The 17,572-nt window shown below is 66.1% G+C and carries 16 protein-coding genes, 1 tRNA gene and 3 pseudogenes; 11 read left to right on the top strand and 9 right to left on the bottom strand.

All coding sequences use genetic code 11. From position 1 onward, the window contains the following. The first annotated feature begins 358 nt into the window (after nucleotides 1–358). Nucleotides 359–790 carry a pilin gene (locus ACVWZN_RS14475; protein WP_456954418.1) on the top strand — a complete coding sequence of 144 codons (432 nt, stop codon included), beginning with the start codon at nucleotides 359–361 and terminating at the stop codon, nucleotides 788–790. A 69-nt stretch (nucleotides 791–859) separates the two neighbouring features. On the opposite strand, the gene ACVWZN_RS14470 is transcribed toward ACVWZN_RS14475, so the two are convergent. The 4 genes from ACVWZN_RS14470 to birA form a co-directional block, all read right to left on the bottom strand. After that, nucleotides 860–935, bottom strand: a tRNA-Thr gene (locus tag ACVWZN_RS14470). After that, nucleotides 926–1,597: a hypothetical protein gene (locus ACVWZN_RS14465; protein WP_456954417.1), complete on the bottom strand. Its 672-nt coding sequence runs from the start codon at nucleotides 1,595–1,597 to the stop codon at nucleotides 926–928. The genes ACVWZN_RS14470 and ACVWZN_RS14465 overlap by 10 nt, the downstream gene beginning before the upstream one ends. Nucleotides 1,598–1,652: 55 nt before the next feature. Beyond that, the gene (locus ACVWZN_RS14460) at nucleotides 1,653–2,378 is read right to left on the bottom strand and encodes a type III pantothenate kinase (protein WP_456954416.1); all 726 of its coding nucleotides are present in this window, start codon (nucleotides 2,376–2,378) and stop codon (nucleotides 1,653–1,655) included. Continuing rightward, nucleotides 2,375–3,352 (bottom strand): bifunctional biotin--[acetyl-CoA-carboxylase] ligase/biotin operon repressor BirA, encoded by a 978-nt coding sequence (gene birA, locus ACVWZN_RS14455; protein WP_456954415.1) that lies wholly within the window; start codon nucleotides 3,350–3,352, stop codon nucleotides 2,375–2,377. Before birA ends, ACVWZN_RS14460 begins: the two co-directional genes overlap by 4 nt. Nucleotides 3,353–3,721: 369 nt before the next feature. On the opposite strand from birA, the pseudogene ACVWZN_RS14450 reads away from it, so the two are divergent. Continuing rightward, nucleotides 3,722–4,520 (top strand): annotated as a pseudogene (locus ACVWZN_RS14450) (M90 family metallopeptidase). 3 nt (nucleotides 4,521–4,523) lie between these two features. On the opposite strand, the gene ACVWZN_RS14445 reads toward ACVWZN_RS14450, so the two are convergent. The 5 genes from ACVWZN_RS14445 to ACVWZN_RS14425 are packed head-to-tail and all read right to left on the bottom strand — an operon-like array spanning nucleotide 4,524 to nucleotide 8,485. Further along, on the bottom strand, nucleotides 4,524–5,657 hold the full coding sequence (locus ACVWZN_RS14445) for an AI-2E family transporter (RefSeq protein WP_456954414.1): 1,134 nt from the start codon (nucleotides 5,655–5,657) through the stop codon (nucleotides 4,524–4,526). Nucleotides 5,658–5,660: 3 nt separating this feature from the next. Further along, nucleotides 5,661–6,026, bottom strand: a complete 366-nt coding sequence (locus tag ACVWZN_RS14440; RefSeq protein WP_456954413.1) for a hypothetical protein — start codon at nucleotides 6,024–6,026, stop codon at nucleotides 5,661–5,663. A gap of 11 nt (nucleotides 6,027–6,037) precedes the next feature. Next, entirely contained in the window at nucleotides 6,038–6,622 is a 585-nt protein-coding gene (locus tag ACVWZN_RS14435) for a phage holin family protein (RefSeq protein ID WP_456954412.1), read from the bottom strand. Between the two features lie 8 nt (nucleotides 6,623–6,630). Then, nucleotides 6,631–7,026 carry a hypothetical protein gene (locus ACVWZN_RS14430; protein WP_051235578.1) on the bottom strand — a complete coding sequence of 132 codons (396 nt, stop codon included), beginning with the start codon at nucleotides 7,024–7,026 and terminating at the stop codon, nucleotides 6,631–6,633. Nucleotides 7,027–7,063: 37 nt separating this feature from the next. Next, nucleotides 7,064–8,485, bottom strand: a complete 1,422-nt coding sequence (locus tag ACVWZN_RS14425) for a trypsin-like peptidase domain-containing protein (protein WP_456954411.1) — start codon at nucleotides 8,483–8,485, stop codon at nucleotides 7,064–7,066. Nucleotides 8,486–8,938: 453 nt separating this feature from the next. Between ACVWZN_RS14425 and ACVWZN_RS14420 the strand changes: the two are divergent. The 9 genes and pseudogenes from ACVWZN_RS14420 to ACVWZN_RS14380 all read left to right on the top strand — a co-directional run bounded on the left by ACVWZN_RS14420 (nucleotide 8,939) and on the right by ACVWZN_RS14380 (nucleotide 17,360). After that, nucleotides 8,939–11,102, top strand: a pseudogene (locus ACVWZN_RS14420) (adenosylcobalamin-dependent ribonucleoside-diphosphate reductase). A gap of 216 nt (nucleotides 11,103–11,318) precedes the next feature. Next, a pseudogene (locus ACVWZN_RS14415) lies at nucleotides 11,319–11,756 on the top strand (hypothetical protein); the annotation flags it as partial. Nucleotides 11,757–11,949: 193 nt separating this feature from the next. Then, the gene (locus ACVWZN_RS14410; protein WP_456954410.1) at nucleotides 11,950–12,258 is read left to right on the top strand and encodes a hypothetical protein; all 309 of its coding nucleotides are present in this window, start codon (nucleotides 11,950–11,952) and stop codon (nucleotides 12,256–12,258) included. A gap of 114 nt (nucleotides 12,259–12,372) precedes the next feature. Then, a complete protein-coding gene (locus ACVWZN_RS14405; RefSeq protein ID WP_456954409.1) occupies nucleotides 12,373–13,098 on the top strand; it encodes a TSCPD domain-containing protein in 726 nt (241 codons plus the stop codon). Nucleotides 13,099–13,204: 106 nt separating this feature from the next. Then, complete coding sequence (locus ACVWZN_RS14400; protein ID WP_456954408.1) at nucleotides 13,205–14,338, top strand: DUF3800 domain-containing protein; 1,134 nt, start codon at nucleotides 13,205–13,207, stop codon at nucleotides 14,336–14,338. A 94-nt stretch (nucleotides 14,339–14,432) separates the two neighbouring features. Then, nucleotides 14,433–15,155 carry an ankyrin repeat domain-containing protein gene (locus ACVWZN_RS14395; RefSeq protein ID WP_456954407.1) on the top strand — a complete coding sequence of 241 codons (723 nt, stop codon included), beginning with the start codon at nucleotides 14,433–14,435 and terminating at the stop codon, nucleotides 15,153–15,155. A gap of 371 nt (nucleotides 15,156–15,526) precedes the next feature. After that, entirely contained in the window at nucleotides 15,527–15,880 is a 354-nt protein-coding gene (locus tag ACVWZN_RS14390; protein ID WP_456954406.1) for an FKBP-type peptidyl-prolyl cis-trans isomerase, read from the top strand. Nucleotides 15,881–16,048: 168 nt separating this feature from the next. Beyond that, nucleotides 16,049–16,771: a hypothetical protein gene (locus ACVWZN_RS14385; protein WP_456954405.1), complete on the top strand. Its 723-nt coding sequence runs from the start codon at nucleotides 16,049–16,051 to the stop codon at nucleotides 16,769–16,771. 145 nt (nucleotides 16,772–16,916) lie between these two features. Next, nucleotides 16,917–17,360 (top strand): DUF3833 family protein, encoded by a 444-nt coding sequence (locus ACVWZN_RS14380; protein WP_456954404.1) that lies wholly within the window; start codon nucleotides 16,917–16,919, stop codon nucleotides 17,358–17,360. Nucleotides 17,361–17,572 lie beyond the last annotated feature (212 nt).

Raw genomic sequence — 17,572 nt, 5'->3', positions numbered from 1 at the left:
ACGCCGGTAAGGATCGACGTCTCCTGGAACACCCAACGGGCACTGAGCCCTGGTCGACAAGCGCGAGGTGCATGGCCGCTCCCAACCGCCCCGGTCCTCGAGCCCGGCAGTCGTCCGGCCCGGCGTCGCGCTTGTTTCGCGCAGGCGCGTGCTGCGGCCGAGTGCTGAACGGCTGTCAGGGGTCGCTGAGCGACAGTGGCGGTCCAAAGCTGACATAGCGGGGCAGCTCACCAAGACTGCCATCCGCGATGTCGATCCCAGAACGACGAAATGGCGTCTACGCGCTGGTCGGCGCCGCTAGATTTTTACCGTCGCCACCGCTGGTTGCGATGCACAAGAATCCATCTAGGGATACGTCATGAAGACCCAGCAGGGTTTTACGCTGATCGAAGTCATGATCGTTGTTGCGATCATCGCGATCCTGGCGGCCATCGCGCTGCCGGCCTACCAAGACTATGTCGCGCGTGCGCAGGTCTCGGAAGGCTTGAGCCTCTCGGCAGAAGCGAAATCCGCCGTTTCCGAGTACTTCGCGAACTACGGCGCTTGGCCTGGTGGCAACTCGAACGCGGGCTTGGCGACGAACACGTCGATCAAGGGCAAGTACGTTACGAGCACGACTGTCTTGTCGGGCAAGATCAATCTCGTGTTCAACGAAGCCGCCACAAGCAGCAAGATCAAGGCGAGCGGCGTCGGGCTCACGCTCAGCCCGGTCGACCAAGCAGGTTCGATTTCCTGGAACTGCTCGGGCGGCGCGATTGCAAACAAGTACCGACCGAGTTCCTGCCGCTAGCCCCGAAGGCTGCGGAGCGGTCGTATAAGCGAAGGCATTGAGCGATGCGGGCCGCGGCGCTACCACGATTGGTGCCGGCTGTCGGAATCGAACCGACGACCTACTGATTACAAATCAGTTGCTCTACCGACTGAGCTAAGCCGGCCCGGGGATAGTGTAGCGCCCGTCGCGGACGACTCCGGCGCAATCGATGGGCGCGCCGTCGAGGCCCAGCGTCGCCGAATGTGCGGCGAACGCCGGCGAAGCCGCGACGTCCAGCCATTGCACGACGCGTGCGCCGACCGGTTCGGCCTGTGCGGGGAAATCGGCCTTCGCCAGCGCCGCGACGCGCTCGCGAGCCGACACCTCGTTGCGGTAGCGGCCGAGCGCGATGCTGTTCGCGTCTGCGCCCGTCTCCGGCATGACCAGGAAATCGCTGAAACCGGCGGCGCCGATGCGGGCGGCGGTCGCCGTGGCGGTCGCGCGATCGGGTTGCGGGAGAACGACGCGCCAGGCGCGCGGGGTACCGGCGAGCTGCTCGGCGGTCGCGGTCCATGCCACCTGGTTCGCGATCGCGGTACGCGCCGCGGCGAAGGCGGTGGCGTTCGAGAATGGGCCGTAGCGATAGCAGCGCAGCGAGACCGGCGCGCTCGCGGCGGTGCCGGTGACACGCACCGGCGCGGCAGGCTCGCCGACCAGCTGCAGCGTCGGCACGTCCGCAGGCAGCATGGGCAGCGACCTCTCGGCGGTCGGCGCGTGCAGCGCCCACCACGCGGCGACGCCCGCGTTGAGCACCAGCAACAGCACGAGCAGCGCACGCATCAGCATCGGCCGATTCTATCGAGCGCGGTTTGCATAACGTGGCGACGCGGCGTGACGTGGCTCATGTCGTGGCCCAACACGCGAGGCCGTCGAGCACCAGCGCGGCCGCGAATCGCGAGCCTGGCAGCCGCTTGTGCAGTGCATGCGCGCCGCCGCCGTGCAGCAGCAGGGTCGGTTCGGCGCCGAGCGTCGACGTCGCGGAGTCGTAGGCATCGCGGATCAACGCGAGCGCGGCGCCGTTGCAGCCGGACGCGAGCGCGTCGGTGGTGTCGTCCGCCCAATCGACCCAGTCACCGCCAATCACCGGCAGTTGCGATGCGCGCTGGTGCAGCGCTTCGCGCATGAGTTCGGGCGACGGCGCGATGCGGCCGCCACGATGCACGCCGTCCGCGTCGACCAGGTCGATGGTCAGCGCAGTGCCGACGCCGCAGACCAGCGACGCGCCGGCGATGTGGCGTCGCGCGCCGAGCATGGCGAGGAAGCGATCGACACCGAGGCGCGCGGGCACCGGATATGCGATGCGGAGCCCGGCAAACCGCGACTGCGTGCGTACGAGTTCGATACGGGGGCAGCGCGCGACCAGTGCATCGAGCAACTCCACCCGCAATGCTTCCCCGGCGACACTCGCTACGTAGGCGACATCGAAGCGCGGCGGCAGTACCGCGTCGAGCGCAGCCGCGAGCTCGCCCGCGGCATGCGGCACTGCGTGCACATCGCCGACCGCGCCGTCGACAAGCGGCGCGCACTTGAGCCGCGTATTGCCGAGGTCGAACAGCCACGCGCTCATGCAGCGACTCGCAGGCTGACTTCGCCGGCATGCACGCTGCGTTCGCCGCCGTCGGTACGCACGCGCAGCGCGCCATCGTCGGCAAGGCCGAGCACGCGCGCGGCTTCGGTGCGGTCCGGCAGATGGAGCACGACGTCGCGATCGCGCAGCACGTCGAACTCGTTCCAGCGCGCGGCGAACGGTGCGAAGCCGTCGCGATCGAACGCATCGAGCGCCGGCAGCAGATGCGCGAGCAGCATCGACGCTAGCGCGTTGCGCGAGGGCGCATCGCCGAGCGTCGCGATGTCGATCCACGGCTGGTCGATCGCACCGGCCGCGGTGGCCGGCAGACGCACGTTGAGGCCGATGCCGATAACCGCGCGCGCCGGGCCGCCGTGCTCGCCGCCACCTTCGACGAGTAGGCCGCCGAGCTTGCGCAGCGCGCCGCCCTGTTCGACCACCACGTCGTTCGGCCACTTGAGGCCGACCGTGTCCAACCCAGCCGCTCGCAGCGCGGATGCCGTCGCGATGCCCGCGACGAGGCTCAGCCCGCCCAAGCGCGCAAGGCCGCCATCGAACGCACGCGAGACCGATACCAGCAGGCTTGCGCCCAGCGGCGACTGCCAAGTGCGGCCGCGCCGCCCGCGCCCGCCGGTCTGGCGCTCGGCGAACAGCACGCGTGCGCCATGCGTCGGTGCCGGCTCGCGCAGCAGTGCGGTGTTGGTGGAATCGATCGACCAGTCCACGTCGAGCGCGGCGAGCCCGGCGGTGACGTCAGCCGGCAGCGCGGCGCGGATCGTATCGACGTCGAGAAGATCCAGCGGCATCGCCAGCCGGTAACCCTTGCCCGCGGCGGCCTCGACCGGCACGCCGGCCTCGCGCAGGGCTTCGATGCGTTTCCACACCGCGGCGCGGGTCGTGCCGGCCGTACGGGCCAGCGCATCGCCCGAGACCGGTCCATCGGCCAGCGCCCGCAGCAGGGCGCGGTCGTCCATCGGTCGGGGCGTTCGGTCGGGGCTGGCGGGGGGCATCGAGCCATTATGGCGGCCCTGAACGGGTGCCGACGTCCGGCAGGGCCCGGCCCGGGGATTCGCGTTATTCTCACGGGGTTCCGGCATACGGCCGGACCGGGGGTTGTCCATGCACCGTACCGTCCTGTGCCTGCTGTTGCTTCTCGCCTGCGCCGATGTCGCGGCGCGCGAAGTGCGCCTGAGCAGCCCGGACAGCGGTGCAGCCAGCGACACCATGCCGGCCGCCAAGGCCGAGCCCCGCAAGCCCGCCGCACCCATCCGCGACGTCGCCCCGCCGCAGTCGCATGTGCGCCCGAGCGTGCACGGCGATGTCGGCAACGCGCCCCGTGCGCGCTGGCACAGCTTCCTGCCGGGCATGTTCCGCTGACGCGTGATCGGCTGGCTTCGTCGCCTCGCGCGGCCGGATCGACCCGGCACTCCGCTTCCCGACGAACTCGACGCCCATGTCGTCGCGCATCTGCCGTGGGCGGCTGCGCTCGATGCACCGCGTCGCGAACGCCTGTCGTGCCTTGCCGCGTGGTTCCTGCGCAATCGCGCGATCACGCCGGTGGACGACCTCGAACTCGACGATCGCGACCGGGCGCTGCTCGCCGCCGTGTGTTGCCTGCCCGTGCTGGAGATCGGCATCGCCGGCCTGCGCGGCTGGTCGCAACTCATCGTATATCCCGACGCGTTCCGCGTGAATCGAAGTCATGTCGACGCCGCGGGTGTACTGCACGAAGGCGAGGACGAACTGATCGGCGAAGCCTGGGAAGCCGGCCCGCTGATCCTGTCGTGGGCCGACGTGCAGGCCGATTGCGCGTCACCGAACGAAGGCTTCTGCGTTGCGGTGCACGAGATCGCGCACAAGATCGATCTACTCGATGGCGAACTCGACGGCACGCCGCCGTTGCCATCGGATTGGCACGCGCAGTGGAGTCGCGATTTCCAGCAGGCGTTCGATGCACTGACCGCGCGGCTCGAGCGCGGCCGACGCGCGCCGATCGACGAATACGCCGCCGAAGCGCCGGACGAGTTCTTCGCGGTCGTCAGCGAATACCACTTCAGTGCGCCGGACGTTTTGCGTCGCGCGTATCCCGCGGTGGCCGATCATCTCGCGCGCTTCTACGGGCCGTCGCCGTTCGCGCGTTGAGCCTTATTCCAGCAGCCGCGCCCAGCCTTCCATGCCTTCGATGCGCGACAGCACGAGCTTGACGCAGACGAGCAGCGGCACCGCGAGCAGCAGGCCGATCATGCTCCACACCCAGCCGAACACCATCAGCGCGAGGATGAGGATCAGCGGCGACAGACGCATGCTGCGTCCGAGCAGGATCGGCGTGAGCAGCTGGCCTTCGAGCGTGTGCACGAGCAGGTAGACGCCTGCGGGTGCCAGCGCCATCCAGCCTTCGAAGCGCAGGAAGCCCATGAGCAGCAGCGTCAGGATGCCGATCAGCGGGCCGACATAGGGCGCGAAGTTCAGCAGGAATGCCATCGTGCCCCACAGCAATGCTTCCTGTGGCGGCACGCCCATCCAGTTGAGCGCGCCCGCGATCACCACGCCGACCACGAAGTTGATGACGCTGATCGTCAGCACGTAACGCGAGATCTCGCGTTCGATCGACGACAGGATCTCGACGGTGATGCGTTGCTGCTGGCGTGTCGGCAACAGCGCGAGTGCGTGCTGTTGCAGGTTCTCGCCGTAGACCATGAAGAAGAACGTCAGCAGCACGACCGCGAGCAGCGAGCTCACGATCTTCGGCGTGCTCATCAGCCAGCGATACGGGTCGCTGGCTTCGGTGCGCACCACCTGCACGTTGCGCGTTTCACCGCCCGCGCCCGCCGTGGCCGCGCGAGCGATGCGCTGCGCCGCCTGGTTCGCCTCGTGCACGGGCTTGATCAGCTCGCGCACCTTCGGCGCCAGCGAGCGGATGCCGCTGGGCGCGTCGTGCACCCACTGCGTCGCCGGCTGCACCAGTTGTTCGACCAGTACCACCGCACCCGCGAAGCCCAGCGTGATCACCAGCAACGCGCTGAGAAAACGCGGCACGTAGATGCGCTTGAGTACGCGGATGATCGGGTTGCCGACCAGTGCGAAGAACATCGCGAGCAGCACCGGCAGGATCAGGCCCTGCGCGGCCCACATCGTGAATCCGGTGGCGAGCACGGCGAGCACGACAATCGGCAGCGACGCGCGCGGGCGCGCATGCATGGCGTGCGTCGAGTCGTCGGGCGGTGGGGCGATCGGGTCGCCCGGTTCAACCACGGTGTGCTGCGGGGTCGTGCTCGTCATTCGTCAGTTGTCGAGGGGCACTGCGTCGGGAACCGCGGCCTGCACGGTGTCGGCCACGTCACCGACATCGTCGGCGACGTTGTCCATGTGGGTGGCGGCGTGCTGGGCGGTCGCGCTGGCGAAGAGGCCGGACAGCGCGGTGATCATCTGCATGATGGAACTGCCCTTGGCGACGCTTTTCGCCGGCTCGATGCGGCCGACGATGAAGCCCGACACCAGGCCCGCGAGCACGATGCGCCCCGGCGTCCATCCCGACTTCCATGACGACTTGAGCTGGCGCCAGTCGGCCGCGACCTGGCGCTCCCGCGCTTCGAGCGCGAGTTCGGCGCTCTCGACCTTCTCGATGAGCTGCTTGAATGACGTGCCCATGGATTCGTCTCTCAGGGCGGCGTGACGGGCACGCCGACCTTGTCCTTGACCGGCTCGCCCGACGCGGTTTCGAGATTCGCGTCGGCGACGTCCTTCGCCGATCGCGCGGAACCCGGCGTCGGCGTGAAGTCGGCGAGCTCACCGAAGCCCAGACGCGCGAGCTGCCGACGCGAGGCCTGCATGCGCGTGTGTTCGAAGTAGCGCATCGCCAGCCACGACGCGAGCGCGCAGGCGATGATGCTCACCGCCGCGCAAACGAGCGAGGCGGTGGTCCACGACATACCGCCGCGACCAACCATCATCGTGATCGTGCCGGCCATCAACAGCAGCCACGCGCTCGCGCCGAACGCGATGGCGAGGCCGACGAAGGCCATCGACCGCCCCGCCGCGCTGCGCGCCAGCGAGATGTCGGCGGCGATCAGCGCGCGGAAGGCTTTGGACGCATCGTTCGCCGCGGTCATGCTCGACCGGCCGGCAGCCATCACCTGTCGCAGCGATTCCTCGAGATCCGGCGGCAACGAGGCGCCGTCATGCGAAACGCCCGGATCCTTGGGATCCGGGCGCTGCGTATCGTTTGCGCTGTCCGCGCCGGTCACGGATCGACTCAGCGGTCGTTGCCGCCGCCGCGCGCCAGCTTCGCGATCAGCCAGCCCGCAGCGAAGGCGACGCCGAAGCTCGCCAGCGGACGTTCGCGGATCAGTTCCGCGGCGCTGTCGACGAGATCGCGACCCTTGTCCATCAACTGGTCCATCTGCTCGCGCGCGGCGCCACCGGCGACTTCTGCGGCAGCGATACCCGCGAGGGCGGTGTCGGCGAGATCCGCCTTGAGGTTGGCCTTGCCCACGCGCAGTTCCTCTCCGGCCGCGACGGCCGCGTTCTTGAGTGCATCACCGGTATCGACGGCCGCCTGCTTCAGGCTGGTGCCGGCTTCGCCGATGTTGGAGCGGAAGGTACCGGTCGTCGCCACTTCGCTCGACGAACCGTTGTTGTTGGTGGCCATTGACGCTGTCTCCTGGGATCCGTGGAAATCGGGCGGGTCACCGCATGGGCAGGACGCCCTGCTGATTGCCGCGCAGCACTCGCAGCGCCAAATCTGCCGGTCGCTGCGTGAAGCCGGCGCGGAAGGCCGGTAGATCGTCGAAGGAACCGGTGGACGATGCGAGCACCACATCCCCGGTTTGCAGGCCATTCTGCGCTGCGCGCGAGCCACGTGCGACGGATTCGACGAGCACGCCCGAGACGCCGGCATTGCGCAGACTGGCGGGCAATTCCGCGAACGATGCGCCCGTCAGGCGCGGGTCGATGTCCGCACCGGCCACCGCGCGAGGCTGTTCCTGCAGGCCGATCTGCACCTGCACCGGCTTGCCTGCGCGCAGCACCTGCAGCGTCACGCGGCTGGTCAGGCTCTGCAGGCCTTCGAAGTTGCGCAGCGCGTCGCGACCGGTAATGCGCTGGCCGTTCGCCGACGTAATGACGTCGCCCGCTCGCAATCCCGCTTGCGCCGCCGCCGAGCCCGCGAACACGCGCGTCACCACCGCGCCGCCGTCGGCATTGATGCCGAGCCCGCGTGCGATCGGGTCGGTGAGGTCCTGCGTTTCCAGCCCGAACGTGCCGCGCCGGATGACTTTGTTCGTGAGCAATTGCTCGGCGATGCTGTGCGCGAGATTCGCCGGAATCGCGAAGCCCAGGCCGATGTTGCCGGCGATCGCGCCGCGCGGATTGAAGCTCGCGGTATTGATGCCGACCAGTTCGCCGTTGAGGTTCACCAGCGCGCCGCCGGAGTTGCCCGGATTGATCGACGCATCGGTCTGGATGAAGTTCTGGTAGCCCAGCCCGGGCAGGCCGCTGCGGCCGACCGCGGACACGATGCCGCTGGTCACCGTCTGGCCGATGCCGAACGGGTTGCCGACGGCGACGACGAAATCACCGACGCGCAACTGGTCCGAATTGGCGAAGTTGATCGCCTGCAGGTTGGTAGCCTTGACCTTCATCACCGCGATGTCGGTGTCCGGATCGCTGCCGAGGAATTCGGCGGGCAGCGTGCGTCCGTCCGCGAGCGTGATCGACACCTGCTCCGCGCCTTCGATGACGTGGTGGTTGGTGAGAATCAGCCCGCGCGCGGCGTCCACGATCACGCCCGAGCCCAGTGATTCGCTGATGCGCTCCTGCGTAAGGCCCGGAAACATCTGCGCGAACACCGGGTCGTTGAACGGGCTGACACGCACGCGTTGCTTGGAATGCACGCTCACCACCGCGGGGGTGACGCGCGCCAGCATCGGCGCGAGCGAAGGCATCGGTGTCGACCCGACCGCGGCGGGAAGCGCGGCTGCGGTGGGAATGGCGAGCGCGGGCGCGGCCTGCGCTTCGTGGTCGATCGCCTCGCGGCAGGCGGTGGCGACGAAACCGCCGAACGCGGCGGCCAGCGAAAGGGTGAGCAAGGTGCTGCGGGGGGAAGCCATCACGGTCCTCGTCAGGCAGGGCGGCGGTCGCGTGACGGATGTCGCGGCGCCGCGGATTCGATTCAAGTGCATCACCGACCGCTGCCGCTTGGCGCAGTTCCCGCCACCGCTCGTCGGGCCGCCGCATCGCAGCATGGAAACGTCGCGAAAAGTGACATGTGAATGTCGTCAAGTCGTTGACGTGTGCGGGGCCGTGAGCGTAGCGTGACGTCTTCGCGCGGACCACAAGACTTAGTGGTTCACGACGGCTCGACGGGGAATAGGTTGAGGTAGCAGGCGTCGGAGCGGAGGCTCCGGCCCACAGATCCCGACGCCCTTTCGAGTGGTTTCACGGCCGCTTCGACGGACTGTCGCCCGTGGAACACAACCCCAATTACGACCGGCGCGAAGACGGCGGTCGAGCCCAAATTATTCGGCCGCCTCGGCGCGGCCTTGACCGGAGATGACGCAGGAATGAGCACGGTGCGCCTGGAGGTAGTTGGCATGGCCAAGACCCCGAAATCCGATGGGGACGTCCCGCTTCAACCGGCCTCGCTGGACATCTGGGACAAGAAGTACCGGCTCAAGGCCAAGACCGGCGCGCCGATCGACGCCGACATCGACGGCACCTACCAGCGCGTCGCCAAGGCGCTGGCCGAAGCCGAGCCGACCGGCGAGAAGCAGAAGTACTGGAACGAGCGTTTCCTGTGGGCGCTGCGCCGCGGTGCCATCCCCGCCGGCCGCATCACCTCGAACGCCGGCGCGCTTGAGCACAAGCCCGCCACGTCGACGATCAACTGCACCGTGTCGGGCACGATCGAAGACTCGATGGACGGCATCCTCGAGAAGGTCCACGAAGCGGGCCTGACGCTGAAGGCCGGCTGCGGCATCGGCTACGAGTTCTCGACGCTGCGCCCGAAGGGTGCGTTCGTCGCCGGCGCCGGCGCGTACACGTCGGGCCCGATGTCCTTCATGGATATCTACGACAAGATGTGTTTCACCGTGTCCTCGGCCGGCGGCCGCCGCGGCGCGCAGATGGGCACGTTCGACGTCTCGCATCCGGACGTGAAGGATTTCATCCGCGCCAAGCGCGAAGACGGTCGCCTGCGCCAGTTCAACCTCTCGTTGCTGATCACCGACGGCTTCATGCAGGCCGTGGCCGACGACAGCGACTGGCCGCTGGTGTTCCCGGTGCACGTCAAGGAACAGAACGACCTCGACCTGACGAACGAAGAGCAGGTGGTCTGGCGCGAATGGCCGACGCACCGCAACTACGTCACGCGCGACGACGGCCTGGTCGCCTGCCGCATCTACGGCCACATCCGTGCGCGGCACCTGTGGGACATGATCATGGTCTCGACGTACGACTACGCCGAGCCGGGTTTCATCCTGATCGACCGCGTCAACGAGATGAACAACAACTGGTGGTGCGAAACCATTCGCGCGACCAACCCCTGCGGTGAGCAGCCGCTGCCGCCGTACGGCGCCTGCCTGCTGGGCTCGGTGAACCTCACCAAGTTCGTGCGCAACGCATTCACCGACCAGGCCACGTTCGACTGGGACGAATACCGCGAAGTCGTGCGCGTGTTCACCCGCATGCTCGACAACGTGGTCGAAGTGAACGGCCTGCCGTTGCAGCAGCAGCGCGACGAGATCATGCGCAAGCGTCGCCACGGCATGGGCTTCCTCGGCCTGGGCAGCACGGTGACCATGCTGCGCATGAAGTACGGCTCGAAGGAGTCGTGCGAATTCACCGAGCAGATCGCGCGCGAAATGGCCGTCGCCGGCTGGGAAATGGGCCTCGAGCTCGCCAAGGAGAAGGGCCCGGCCCCCATCATGGACGAGACCATTCGCCGTCACCGCCGAGATGCTGCGCAAGCGCCCGGAAATGGGGAAGGACGGCTTCAAGGTCGGCGATTCGATCACCGGCAAGGTGCTGCACGCCAAGTACTCGCGCTACATGCAGCGCGTGGCCGAGGCCGCTCCGGAGCTGGTCGCCGAGCTCGCCGAGGTCGGTTCGCGCTTCACCCACCACAGCTCGATCGCGCCCACCGGCACCATCTCGCTGTCGCTGGCGAACAACGCGTCGAACGGCATCGAGCCGTCCTTCGCGCACCACTACAGCCGCAACGTGATCCGCGAAGGCAAGAAGTCGAAGGAAAAGGTCGACGTCTGGTCGTTCGAGCTGCTCGCCTACCGCGAGCTGATCAACGACAAGGCGATGCCGTTCGCCGAAGACCCCGAAGCCGCCCTGCCCGACTACTTCATCGCCGCCGACGACATCTCGCCGAAGGAGCACGTCGACGTGCAGGCCGCGGCGCAGAAGTGGGTGGACAGCTCGATCTCCAAGACCGCGAACGTCCCGACGGATTACCCGTACGAGGACTTCAAGGACATCTACCGCTACGCCCACGAGCAGGGCCTCAAGGGCTGCACCACGTTCCGCTTCAACCCGGCCGCCTTCCAGGGCGTGCTGGTCAAGGAAAAGGACCTGGAAAACACCACCTACCGCTTCGAGCTGGAAGACGGTTCGGTGGTGGAAGTGCGCGGCAACGAGGAGATCGAATACGACGGCGAGAAGCACACCGCCGCCAACCTGTTCGATGCGCTGAAGGAAGGCTATTACGGCAAGTTCTGACCGGCATTCCGCGACGCGCCGGGCCACGTACCCGGCGCGCGAGGAGCGCAGCGTTCCGTCGCTTCGTCAGGAACGCATCGGTCCCGTCAAAAACCCCGATGCAGTACGCGTAGTTTTCACACCGTGTTGTGCGCAGCGCCGGTATAGGTCGCCGCGATAACGCTACATCCCCGTTATCCCGATTCCGCATAACAAAGCCCCGAGGAGGGCGTTCCCATGAGCAATGGAAATGGAGTGACCGCCACGCTGTCGAACGCGGCCAGCACCGTCGCCGAGACCGCCACCAACATCGGCAGCGCGATCGCCGATACCGCCAGCACCGCAGTCGACCGCGTCACCGAGACCGCCAGCAGCGCAGCCGGCGCTGTCGGTCGTGCCGTCAAGACCGCAAAGAAGAGCCTCGCCCGCACCAGCGCCGCCGCGCGCAAGGAAGCCCGCGCCGCCACCAAGAAGACCGGTGCGCGCAAGTCCGCTGCCAAGAAGGCCGGCGCACGCAAGTCCGCAGGCACCAGCGCCGGCGCGTCGAGCGGCACCGCCAAGAAGGCAGGCGCGCGCAAGTCGACGGCGAAGAAGGCCGCCGCTAAGAAGGCGACGGGTGCCCGCAAGGCCACCGCGAAGAAGGCCGGCGCTCGCAAGGGCACGGCGAAGAAGGCGACGGGCGCCCGCAAGGCCACCGCGAAGAAGGCCGGCGCTCGCAAGGGCACGGCGAAGGAAGGCGACGGGCGCCCGCAAGGCCGCCGGTTCGCGCAGCACGACGGGTCGCAAGTCGAGCACGCGCGTCGCCGCCGGCAAGAAGGCCGCGACGACCCGCAAGGTAGGCGCTGCGAAGAAGGCCGCCAAGAAGGCCGTGACGCGCGCCGGTCGCGCAGTGAAGAAGGCTGCGACCAGCGCACGTCGCTCGGCCGCCGCCAAGAAGGGCGCCGCAACGCGCAAGACGGGCGCCCGCAAGGCCGCCGGCACGCGCACTGCTGCGAAGAAGTCGTCGGGTCGCACGTCGACGGCGCGCAAGTCCGCCACCAAGAAGTCGGCGGGCACGCGCGGCGCCAAGACGGCCGGTCGCAAGACCGCGGCCAAGAAGGGCGGCGCACGCAAGGGCGCGTCGCGCGGTGGCTCCACCCGCGGCCGTGGCACCAGCGACAGCCGCGCCAACGCGTAACACGCAGTAACCCGGAGCCGGCGGTCCGCCGCCGGCTCCTTCGATTCCGCGACACGGCGCATCGCGCGACGCGTCCATCAATCAACAATAGAAAGCAGCACGGGGAACGGGCCGATGGCCGTCAAGATCGAAAAGAAAATCAAGGGCTACACCGTGATCAGCGCCGAAGACCGCGCGCGCGACGCCCAGGCCACCGCCAACGCCCCCGTCGAAGCGAAGACCGCCGACGTCATCCAGATGCACGAGCGCCTCGAGCGCCCCGAAGTGCTGATCGGCTCGACGTACAAGATCAAGACGCCGCTGGTCGAGCACGCCATGTACGTGACGATCAACGACATCGTGCTCAACGCCGGCACCGAGCACGAGCAGCGCCGCCCGTTCGAGGTCTTCATCAACTCGAAGTCGATGGACCACTTCCAGTGGATCGTCGGCCTCACCCGCATCATGTCCGCCGTGTTCCGCAAGGGCGGCGACGTGACGTTCCTGGTCGACGAAATGAAGGCCGTGTTCGACCCGCGCGGCGGCTACTTCAAGGCCGGCGGCGTCTACATGCCGAGCCTGGTCGCCGAGATCGGCGCCGTGGTCGAAGACCACCTCAAGTCGATCGGCATGATCCACGACCCCGAGATGAGCGAACACCAGCGCGCCCACATCGCCGAAAAGCGCGCCGCCTATGAGCGCGCCAGCCAGCCCGCATCGAACGAAAGCGTCTCCGTCACCGGCGACGGCACCAGCTTCCCGCCCAGCGCCACCATGTGCCACAAGTGCAGCACGAAGGCGCTGGTGCTGATGGATGGATGCGCGACTTGCTTGAATTGTGGGTATAGCAAGTGCGGGTGACCTAAACCGTCGCCTACGCGGCCAAACGGGTCGGGTCATCAAAGATGGCCCGACCTTTTTTCTTTGGGAGACCTCATGGATCGCCTCCACGTGTTTGTCGACGAGTATGGCGACACGCACTTGGACGTCGCTAAGGAAGGTGTGTCCTCCGTTTACATCGTCGCAGCTGTGTGCGTTCGCGCAGCCAATTTGGCTGACGCTCGATTGGCAGCCGAGGTCCATCAGGAGGCGTCACTTCCAAACAGGTGAAATGAAGTCGAGTTCCGTCGCCGATCACGACGACCGACGACTTCGCCTCGTGCACGAACTGTCCAAATTGCCCGTTTTCGTTGCCGCCTATTGCGCAAAGAAGGGCGATATCGATAGGCGAACAGGGCTTGCGTACAAGAAGAGCTTTATCAAGTTCTTCGCCAAACGCCTATACGACCGGATCGTCGTTTGTGCTGACGACTTCAACATCATAATTGATGAGCACGGTACCGCGGAGTTCCAGGCCGAGCTGCAGGCACACTTCGAAAAGTCATATCGCGCTGACCTATTCGCAAAAGCAAAATTTTCGTTCGGAGATAGCAGGCACGACGTGCTATTGCAGGCCGCCGATTTTTACGCCGGCAGTCTTGCGCGCATCTATGACGCCAAAAAACTCTCCGCACGTTCGGACGAGCTACGCAACGCGCTTCGTGACCCGGTAGCAATAACGGTCTGGCCGCGGTCTCGTGAAGAGACATTCATGCCTTTGGGAGAGCACACGAGCGAAAGCGACGAGCGGATACGGCGCTACTGCCTGAAGCGAGCAGAGTCCCACCTGCAATCGTTAGTGCAATTCCCGGATCACCCAGACGCCCGTGCACAGGCGACGTTTCTAGACACGCTCATCGCCCACCACACGTGGGCTGACTCCGGTACTTTCCTGTCGACGCAGGCGCTCAAGCGTGAAGTCGCGATGACTTTGGGCGAACCGATCAGTGACCACCGATTTCGATCGGCCATCGTCGCGAAACTGAGAGACGCAGACGTGATCATTTCTAGTTGCTCGAAGGGCTATCGACTCCCGACAAGTGCGAGCGACGTCCGCGAGTTCGCAAACTTTGCCAACTCAATCATTCCTCCCATGGTCGCCTGCGTGGAACGCGCTCGAAAAGGCATCCGAGAAGCGACGCAGGGAGACGTCGACATTCTTGACGACACTAACCTTAGCCAGCTCAGATCCATAGTCGAAAGCGCGGTTTGGCAAGATTGAAATTGACGTCTCCGCACGGAAAGAGGTCAGAGTGATATCTACTCAAAAGCGCGCCGCTCTGCCGTGGATGCTGGTGCCACTGATCAGCTCCGCCATGCTGCTGCTGAACCTCTCGTCTTGCGCGGTGGGAATGCTCGGCGGCGGCCCGCGAGCGGAAGGCCTTTGGCTTTCCGCCATCATCAGCCTGCTGTGCATCATCGTTTCTTTGTTCTCGGGTTCGACGGGCGTCAAGGCTGCAACCATCTCGACCGGTGCGCTGCCGGTGCTCTTCATTGGACTACTGATTGTGTCCAAGTCGAGCGAGCATCTGCCCAATACGCTTATCGCAGCTGCCGCGGACGACAATGACCTCGCGCGCGTGCAAGCCAATCTCCAAAACCCTTCTGAATCTCGTTACGTCAATACAACAAACTCTCAGGGCATGTCGCCGCTCGACTATGCGGCACGCAACAGGAACCCGACGATGGCCCGGCTATTGCAAGCTCAGGGCGCCCGCGCAACCGGCTGGACGCTTGTCCAGGCCATTCGCTCGAACGATCCCGCGATGGTCCAAACCATTGCCGACATGCGCCCGACTTTTGAGTCCAATGCGGCGTTAGACCCGATCATAGATGCCGCTCGACATCGCAGGCTTTACCGCGATCAGTCATCGGAACAACTCGACCGCAACGCGAGGATCATCGCGATTCTGTCGCACGCTTTTGGACCGCACCCGTCGTGCAAGGATGTGGACGCGGCCGACCCCCAGCTACAGAAAGAACGCGCATTGCATGCTCTTGCATGCAATGCAATGACCACGAATGGGCAGGCGAATTGAGAGGTTTGGGTCAGCGCTCCTTGTCCGCCGCGGACACTAGCGCCCCACACAAGACCCGACGGGCGGCCGACAGGAAGTCGGCCGTCGCCACCCGAGGCAGGAGCCGAGTGTGGCGATCGCCACAGCCCACAAACCGCGAGCTGTAGATCCGTCGGGGAAGGTGCTTTCTTTTGGTTACCTTTTCTTTGCACCAGCAAAGAAAAGTGACTCGGGCGCGCAGCGCACGAAACGCCTTTACTCACCCGACGAGAAACACGCGTCAGGGCACCGCTTCTCTCATCGTCGCGAAGAAGCCAACTCCGACCCAACTGATGTCGGCTTGAGCCAAAATGCTCGCTGACGCGCTTTCATCAACACACAAGGAACGCCCCATGCCTCTCACCACCACCGCCTCCGGCCTGCAATTCGAAGACACCGTCGTCGGCACCGGCCCAGAAGCCAAGCCCGGTCGTAACGTGGTCGTGCACTACACCGGCTGGCTCTACGAGAACGGCCAGCAGGGCGAGAAGTTCGATTCCAGCAAGGACCACGGCGAGCCCTTCATCTTTCCGCTGGGCGGCGGCATGGTCATCAAGGGCTGGGACGAAGGCGTGCAAGGCATGAAGGAAGGTGGCAAGCGCACGCTGATCATCCCGCCCGCACTTGGCTACGGTGCGCGCGGCGCCGGTGGCGTTATTCCGCCCAACGCCACGCTGAAGTTCGAGGTCGAGCTGCTGGGCGCGTAGTACGCGCTAACGGCGTCGAGTTCACTTTCGCTTCGTGCGGACGCGGGCAGCCACGGCATTGCGAAAACCCTAAGCGTCGCGTGCCCGGGGCTCGATGCCGCCCTCAACGATTGACCCCATTCAATCCCGGCGCGCGTTCGCATAGCCACGCCACCCGAGTCCGTACCCATGATACGAATCGCCCTCCTCGCGACGATGGCCCTCGCCTTGTTGTCCAACAGCGCCCCGGCCATGACGCTGATGCCCGTCCAGCTCAAATGCCCGATCGGCGGCGAGGCATTCACCGCGACGCTTGCCATGTCGGGCACGCAATTCGGGCAGAACCTTGATCGCCGCCCGGTGGGCGCGATTGCGTCCCCGTGGCCCATGGCCAGATGCCCCAAGAATGGATTTGTCCTGTTCAAGCAGGACTTCACTCCGGCCGAAATTAAGACACTCCAACCATTCGTTCTCTCTCCCGACTATCAGGCGCTGCAGAAGAGCGAGTCGAACTACTTCCTCGCGTCGCGCCTGATGGAAAAGCTGGGTGCGCCGCAGAACGAGATCGCGAGTGCGCTGCTTCGAGCGACATGGGAAGTCGAGAAAGATCCTCGCTACCCGCGATATGCGCAGGCAGCTCTCGACTCCATCGACGTATTGCTCCTCCGAGACTCGAGCATGAGTAAGGACGAACGCGCGTCGTATCAGCAGATCGCCGGCGAACTGGAGCGCCGCCTCGGGCGTTTCGACGCGGCTCGCGTGCGATTCACCGCGTTGTTTACGGCACCGGGCGTCCAGGGCATGCCAATCGGGCGTCTCGTGCAACAGGAACTCGAACTGATCAGCAAGCGCGACACCGCGACGCACCTCGCCGAAGTGGGCGACGAACATGGCGCGCCACACAAACGGTAGCCGTGCGGAGTAGACGGAGGGGCCAGCATTGTCTCAAGCGGAACGCGACGGACGTTCCCGCCCCGCTCACGGAGCGCAGGCGCTAATCGACTTCATGCACCGCCTGCTCCCTCTTGTCCTTGCGACGGCACTGATCGCCCACGCGATGCCCGCTGCCGCCGATCCCCTGTCCATGTTCGAGGGCGAATCGCAAGGCACAGGCACGTTGAAGATCGGCTTCGGACGCGCCACCCCATACACGGTCGACAACCGCGGCCATCGCGACGCCGACGGGACACTCCACGTCGCGCAGTGGGTGCACATGCAGGGCGAACCCGATCGTTCGCGCGAGTGGCTGGTGCGCCCGGTCGGAGACGGCCGTTACACGTTCACCCTCAGCGATGCGACTGGCCCCGGCGTCGCCACCGTGGAAGGCGAGCGGCTCTCGGTTCGCTACGCGCCCCGCCACGGCCTACGCATGCATCAGGTGCTCGACTTATCGCCCGACGGCACGACGCTCTCGAACCACGGGCGCATTACGTTCCTCGGCATTCCCGTCGGGCATCTCGATGAAACCATCGCCCGCACGAGCGGGTCAGCGACGCCGTAAGGCGGATCCCGAGTCGCGGTAGTGTCGTACCCGATTCCGCGAGGTCCTGACCATCGACTGCTGCGCAGCACGCAAGACCCGAAGGGCGGCGCGCAGGACGCGCGCCGTCCGCACCCGAGCCAGGATGGCGAGTGTGCGGATCGTATGGACCTGTGAAGCGCGAGCTGTAGATCTGATCGGGGAAGGTGCTTTCTTTTGGTTATCTTTTCTTT

It is taken from the genome of Lysobacter sp. HA35 (assembly GCF_054061195.1).
Note: the sequence above shows the minus strand (reverse complement) of the source record. Positions and strands in the feature narration are given on the sequence as shown.